This is a genomic window from Desulfosarcina sp. (assembly GCF_041551955.1).
In the GTDB taxonomy this organism is placed as follows: domain Bacteria; phylum Desulfobacterota; class Desulfobacteria; order Desulfobacterales; family Desulfosarcinaceae; genus Desulfosarcina.
The window spans coordinates 1-5,997 of record NZ_JBFELV010000304.1; the positions used below are offsets into that span (position 1 = coordinate 1).

The 5,997-nt window shown below is 56.8% G+C and carries 6 protein-coding genes; all 6 read right to left on the reverse strand.

Annotated elements, in window-relative coordinates:
* Positions 1–276: 276 nt before the first annotated feature.
* Positions 277–570, reverse strand: a complete 294-nt coding sequence (locus ABYV26_RS18520) for a GYD domain-containing protein (protein ID WP_372682842.1) — start codon at positions 568–570, stop codon at positions 277–279.
* A 329-nt stretch (positions 571–899) separates the two neighbouring features.
* Entirely contained in the window at positions 900–1,403 is a 504-nt protein-coding gene (locus ABYV26_RS18525) for a methylated-DNA--[protein]-cysteine S-methyltransferase (RefSeq protein WP_372682843.1), read from the reverse strand.
* A 107-nt stretch (positions 1,404–1,510) separates the two neighbouring features.
* Positions 1,511–1,699 (reverse strand): ferredoxin, encoded by a 189-nt coding sequence (locus tag ABYV26_RS18530; protein ID WP_372682844.1) that lies wholly within the window; start codon positions 1,697–1,699, stop codon positions 1,511–1,513.
* A gap of 184 nt (positions 1,700–1,883) precedes the next feature.
* The gene (locus ABYV26_RS18535; protein WP_372682845.1) at positions 1,884–2,903 is read right to left on the reverse strand and encodes a hypothetical protein; all 1,020 of its coding nucleotides are present in this window, start codon (positions 2,901–2,903) and stop codon (positions 1,884–1,886) included.
* A 61-nt stretch (positions 2,904–2,964) separates the two neighbouring features.
* On the reverse strand, positions 2,965–5,247 hold the full coding sequence (gene cysS / locus ABYV26_RS18540) for a cysteine--tRNA ligase (RefSeq protein ID WP_372682846.1): 2,283 nt from the start codon (positions 5,245–5,247) through the stop codon (positions 2,965–2,967).
* A gap of 28 nt (positions 5,248–5,275) precedes the next feature.
* On the reverse strand, positions 5,276–5,911 hold the full coding sequence (tmk, locus tag ABYV26_RS18545) for a dTMP kinase (protein WP_372682847.1): 636 nt from the start codon (positions 5,909–5,911) through the stop codon (positions 5,276–5,278).
* Positions 5,912–5,997 lie beyond the last annotated feature (86 nt).

Sequence of the window (5,997 nt, forward strand, 5' to 3'; positions counted from 1 at the left end):
CTGCCTTTTTCTGCTATCGGTAGTGGCTACTTGGAATAATGGGTATTCAAATTATCTATTTGATTTATCGTTGGGCTTACCGATATTGACCACAAGGGATATCCTACTGCATGGTACTGGTGTTAATCGGCGCTGTACTGAATCTCTATCCCCAATTTTTTAGGGCAGGACCCTACCACAGGTCCTGCCCTTTTTTATTTCACCCCCCCGTGAACAAAGGGGTCACCTGCTGCACGGGAGCCTTTCAAATTCTGTTCAAGACACACCGCTGTTTGCTCACGGCAACGAGGCGATGATCTCTCGATATTCCTTCTCGGTGAATGCCTTGAGGGTTTCAGAGCGGACGGCTCCTGCGGCGCCAATTGCAAGCATGGTGGTGGCATATACCGCATCATTGGGGGCCTCGCTGACAACAACCATGTCATAATGTCCCATGGTGAGATAAAAGGCTTTGAATTCACCTCCGGCCGCTTTCATGGCCTTTTTAACTTTGTCCAATCTCGCAGGGCTTTCTTTGATGTTCTCGATGCCTTTTTGGGTGTAGTTGACTAAAGTGATGTAAGTCGGCATGTTTCTGTCTCCTTGTCTGGATGGGTTGATGTTAAACCGTTTTAGTCGAGTATGTCCAGCGGCTCCTGGTCGTCGCCAGACCCAGGACAACCAAGGGTCATTTCATTTCATCGTGGAAAAGCGACGTCAAAGGTAAAGCTCAACGCATGGGATATAGGGACATATACGAACGGAGGTAGAGGAAAAGCGTGGCTCAGAAAGGCTAGAAGAAAATCATTCTAAGTTGATGAATCTGCAGTGACAATTTCCCTAATCAAATAAAATATGACCGCATCACGGCCTTGTCAAAAAACGCCGCGAATACGGTGTAAGGTATCTCGGCTCAACGATCATAGGGCGCCTTCCAGGGCCAACATTCTGGCCTTCAACGGTTCTCCGCCGCCGAACCCACCCGGGGACCCGTCGCTTTTGATCACCCGATGGCAGGGGATGAAAACCGGATAAGGATTGTTGGCCATGGTCGTGCCCACGAAACGGGCGGCACGGGGGAGGCCGGCAAGCCGGGCCACCTGACCGTAGGAAGCGGTGTGGCCGTATGGGATATTGGCCACGGCGCGGTAGACGGCCTGTTGGGAGGGGGTGAAACGGGAAAGGTCCATTACCGGCCATGGAATCTCGATCGATTCCCCGTTGAAATAACGGACCATGGCCGCACCGATTTTAAATGCTGTCGGGTGGTTGCTGTCGATTCGCCAACATACCTCGTCGAATGGCCGACACAGTGCGTCGAGATCGGATGTGGGAAGGCTGGTCGCCACCAGTTTGAACGGCTCGGTGGAAAAGGCCACGGCGCCGAAGCCAAAGGCTGTCTCAACGATCTGATAGCGGTTCATGGCTGACCTCCGGTATTATTGATGAATGATCTGAATGCGGCGGGGATAAAAAAACCCCTGACGGAAGGAACCGCCAGGGGTTGGAACGTCTATGACATCGTCGATGGTTAAGTCTCTTCGACGGTGATGGCGCTCTCTTCGCACACTTCCACGCAACTTTCGCAGCCGAGGCATTCTTCTGCGTTTACCGGAACGGATTTTTCGTCCTGCATCTCGAATACTTCCACGGGGCAAACATCTACACACTCTTCGCAGCCTACGCACTTGGCCTCGTCAACGATTGGGTTAAATGCCATCTTAACAGTCTCCTTTCAAGAGTTTTCTATGCGTGTTGATCCAATTATCAACATCTGCTTTCTTTTAATGGAAAAGGGCTTATACCAAATAAAACACCCAGTCAAGCGCTGATGGCGTTTTTTTCGACACCTCGTCAAATCGCCCTCAATTCCACGCCAATAGGGCATTTCACCAATCACAAAATCAACTTTCCACCAAGACGATCAGGGTGTGGCGAACCGATTTCGGTTGGTTATTTTCTTCATGCGGGGCAAGCGCCGCAGGGGCCAGACGTCGAAGGACGGTTGCGGGCGTCCGGTTTACCGCACCAAAAAGGGTCACGGTGACAGTCCTCGCAGCTACCGCATCGTCGGCCGGCGAGGCGATGGAAGAAAGGTCAGCCGATTCCAGGGATTCCCGGTTGGCCAGATCGGCCAGCACCCCGCTCAATACCGGTGCCGTGCCGGCTGGCGGGAAAGGAAGTCGGATGTCGGCCAGCCGGTCGAGGCGCAGCGCATCAGCATGGGTTTCCAGCAGGTTATCGATCACCGCGCGACTGGTGGTGACCAACAGTTCCGGCGGGACGGCATCGGCAGCCGCCAGGGTGGCCCAGGCGCGAATCCGTGTTCCGGTCAACGCTGCTCCTGGATCGTCCCGCCAGATCGCTGCACCGGACGCCTGACGGTCGAACCCCACTTCATCGGCATCCTTCAAGGTGTCAAGAAACACATTTTCCAACGATTTGAACTGGTTGAGGTCATCGTCAAGCCGGTCGGTGGCCAGGTCGTTTTCCTGGGCCAGAGCCAGGAACAGCCGGGCGCTGAATTCGGCCTCCGTTTTTCTCGTTTCATGATCAGCCAGACCATCGGATGGCCGATAGCGATTGATGTCGGAACGGATCCGATTGACGGCTGTTTCGTCGAAAAATGGAATCTCCCCCTGTCGCTGGCTGACATAGCCGGTGCCCGGGGTGGACTTTCCTGGATTCATGCGCGCCCAGTCCGTGAATTCCGCCAGCGCGGCGCACAGCCGGTCGTCAGCCCGGGTAATCGGCTTGCGGATCTCGACCAGATCCCGCAACGCCAGTGCACCCATGCCTTCAGGAATAGTCGATTCCAAGGGCTGGTAAACCACCACCGGCCCCAATAACGCGCTCAGAATGCGCGCCGTGGATTCGGAGAGATAGGTAAACGGCATGTATGCGGGGGTCAAGGTGTTTTCCATTTCCATTCACCATTCGATGTTGAACGTTCGACGTTCTTTGGATCCATTTCCTCGGTTGAATCTATTCACCTGTCTTATCATCCCGGGGGACCACCCCCATGGCCAGCAACTGGTCGCGCAGCCGGTCCGCAAGCACCCAGTCCCTGGCCTGACGGGCAAGGGTCCGTTCGGCCATCAATTGATGGACCCGTGGGTTGTCTGTTTCATCTTCAAAATCGAAGATATTGACCACGGTATCGACGCGTGCCAATGTCTCCAACACTTTTTCAGCTCCGGCAGCATCGATTTCCCTTCTTGATATCAAGGTGTTGATTCGCTTGACCACGGTAAATAGGGAGGCCATGGCAGCGGAGATGTTCAGGTCGTCGTCCATAGCGCTGACAAAGCCATTCTTGATGTCGTAGCACAGCTGATCCAGCTCCCCGTATGCATTTCCGTGGCGCACACTCTTCAGCGCCCGGATGCAGGCATCTAAACGCTTCAGGGTTTTGCGCACGCGGTTCAGACGCGCCGCGGAAAACAAGACCGGCTTGCGATAGTTTACCGAGATCAGCCAGTAGCGGATCTCCCGTCCCGTAAATCCCATGTCCAGCAGGGCCTGTATCGTCAGGGCGTCACCTTTTTCATCCACTTTTTTGCCGTCCACCAGCACGCGGTCACAGTGGACCCAGTATTTGGCAAGGGTCTTTCCGGTCAACGCGCCGGCAATGGCGATCTCGTTCTCGTGATGGGGGAAGACCAGTTCGCGGCCGGCGCAGTGAATATCGTAGAAATCCCCCAGGTAGTGCATGGACATGGCCGCACACTGCAGGTGCCAGGAGGGGCGCATGTTGCCCCATTCGGTCCGGGTGTAGATGCCCCGCTTGAGTTCCGACAGCCGGGTGCGCTTGAGCAGGGTAAAATCGCGGGGGTTGTCCTTTTCATATTCCTCCAGGTCAACGGTGGCGCCGAGGCGGATCTTGTTGAGATCGATTCCCGACAGCTGGCCGTATGTCTTGAATCGTGAGATGTCGAAATAGATGGAACGCAGCTTTTCGTAAGCATAGCCCTTCTTGACCAGCCGGTCGGCCAGTTCCACCATGTCGTCGGTGTGTTCACTGGCCCTGGGATAGTGGTTGGCCGGCTGGATACCCAGGACACCGAGATCCTTATGAAAAGAGTCGATATGAGTGCCGGTGAAGTCTTCCAGAGTCATGCCGGCCTGCTCGGAACCCTCGATGGTCTTGTCGTCCAGATCGGTGATGTTCATCACCTGCTTGACCGCGTACCCGCGATAGGCCAGGTAGCGCGCCAACAGGTCCGAGAAGACGAAACGGCGTCCCTCCCCCACGTGCATGCGGGCATGGGCGGTCGGGCCGCAGGCATACATGGACACTTTTCCCGGATTCACCGGCAAAAATAGCTCTTTTGTACGCGTCATGGTATTGAAGAGTTTGAGGTCGATTTTCTCCTGGACGGCAAATAGCGGGGTGGACAGATAGCGCTCTCCACCGTCGGGGAAGATCACCACCAGCGTTCCCTGTGCCAGCGTCCGGGCGACCTCGGCGGCCACCACCATGGCGGCGCCGCTGCTCATGCCCACCATGAGGCCCTCTTCACGGGCCAGGCGCCGGGTCATCTCGAAAGCCGGCTCGTCTTCGACGTTGACCTTCTCGTCTAGCAAACGTTTTTCGAATATTTCCGGCTGATAGGCCTCCTTCATGTTCTTCAGCCCCTGCAGACGGTGCCCCAGATAAGGCTCCACGCCGATGATCCGGATCTCTGGGTTGAATTCCTTGAGCCGCCGGGACAGCCCCATCAAGGTTCCCGAAGTGCCAAGGGTGGCCACCATGTGGGTCAAGGTGCCACCGGTCTGATCCCATAACTCGACAGCCGTTCCCTGGTAGTGGGCCATCCAGTTGGCCGGGTTGTTGAACTGATCGGTCATGAAATAGGTGTCCGGGTTCTCGCGCGCGAGGCGGTAAACCTCCTCGATGGCACCGTCGGTGCCTAAGTGGCCGGGTGTGAGCAGAATCTCTGCACCGCGCGCCCTGAGGATCTGCTGCCGCTCCACGCTGGCCGCCTCGCTCATGGCCAGCAGCAGCCGGTAACCTTTTACCGAGCAGACCATGGCCAAACCGATACCCGTGTTGCCGCTGGTGGCTTCGATCACCGTTTTTCCCGGCTTGAGTTCACCCGAGCGCTCCCCTTCTTCGATCATGGACAGCGCGGGTCGGTCCTTGATGGAACCGCCGGGGTTGAGGTACTCCAGCTTGGCCAGTATGCGGACATGCGGGTTGGGGTTCAGCCGCCGGATCTCCACCAGCGGGGTGTTGCCGATATGATTCAGGATGCTGTGGGTCATGACAAAGGATTCCGTCCGTAGTCGATGATCAACGCTTAAAATGAGTCTCGAGTGTGATTTCAATCTGCGCACGCACGGCTCGCTCATCTGCGGCGGCATCGATGACGGCAAACCGTCGCGGTTCCCGGCGGGCCAGATCCAGGTATCCGGCCCTGACGCGCTGGTGAAAGCGCAGCTTCTCCTTTTCGAAGCGGGATTCCATCGCATGGGCCGTATCGGAATCGATCCGACGCCAGGCACGGGCCAGTCCGGCTTCGGGGTCCAGGTCGAGCAGCAGGGTCAGATCGGGGGTCAAGCCCTTGCAGGCCAGCCGGTGCAGTTGGCGGATCATCTCTTTGTCCAACCCCCGGGCATAGCCCTGGTAGACCAGGGTAGCATCGAAATAGCGATCGCACACCACCACCCTGCCCGCTGCCAGCGCCGGACGCACGATCGTCTCCAGATGCTGGACCCGGTCCGCCACATAAAGCAGCAGTTCGGCCGCCGGCGCCAAATCGGCGTTGTCAGGGTTGAGCAGGACGGAACGAATCTGGGCGCCGATGGTCGTGCCGCCGGGTTCCCGGGTGGTCAGACAGTCACGGCCGGCCGCCTTCAGCCATCGGGCAATAGCTTGGATCTGTGTGGTTTTCCCCGAGCCCTCGATGCCTTCTAAAGTAATGAACATAATTGACGGTTCCGTAAGAAGCCCGATATCGGCGTTGTACTTCATCCCTCGTCAATGCGGAGTATGGCCAATACGCCTCATTCCTC

Coding starts and splice junctions, on each gene's coding strand:
- ABYV26_RS18520 (WP_372682842.1), bottom strand. CDS start 570: ATGCCGACTTACATCACTTTAGTCAACTACACCCAAAAAGGCATCGAG.
- ABYV26_RS18525 (WP_372682843.1), bottom strand. CDS start 1,403: ATGAACCGCTATCAGATCGTTGAGACAGCCTTTGGCTTCGGCGCCGTG.
- ABYV26_RS18530 (WP_372682844.1), bottom strand. CDS start 1,699: ATGGCATTTAACCCAATCGTTGACGAGGCCAAGTGCGTAGGCTGCGAA.
- ABYV26_RS18535 (WP_372682845.1), bottom strand. CDS start 2,903: ATGGAAAACACCTTGACCCCCGCATACATGCCGTTTACCTATCTCTCC.
- cysS (WP_372682846.1), bottom strand. CDS start 5,247: ATGACCCACAGCATCCTGAATCATATCGGCAACACCCCGCTGGTGGAG.
- tmk (WP_372682847.1), bottom strand. CDS start 5,911: ATGTTCATTACTTTAGAAGGCATCGAGGGCTCGGGGAAAACCACACAG.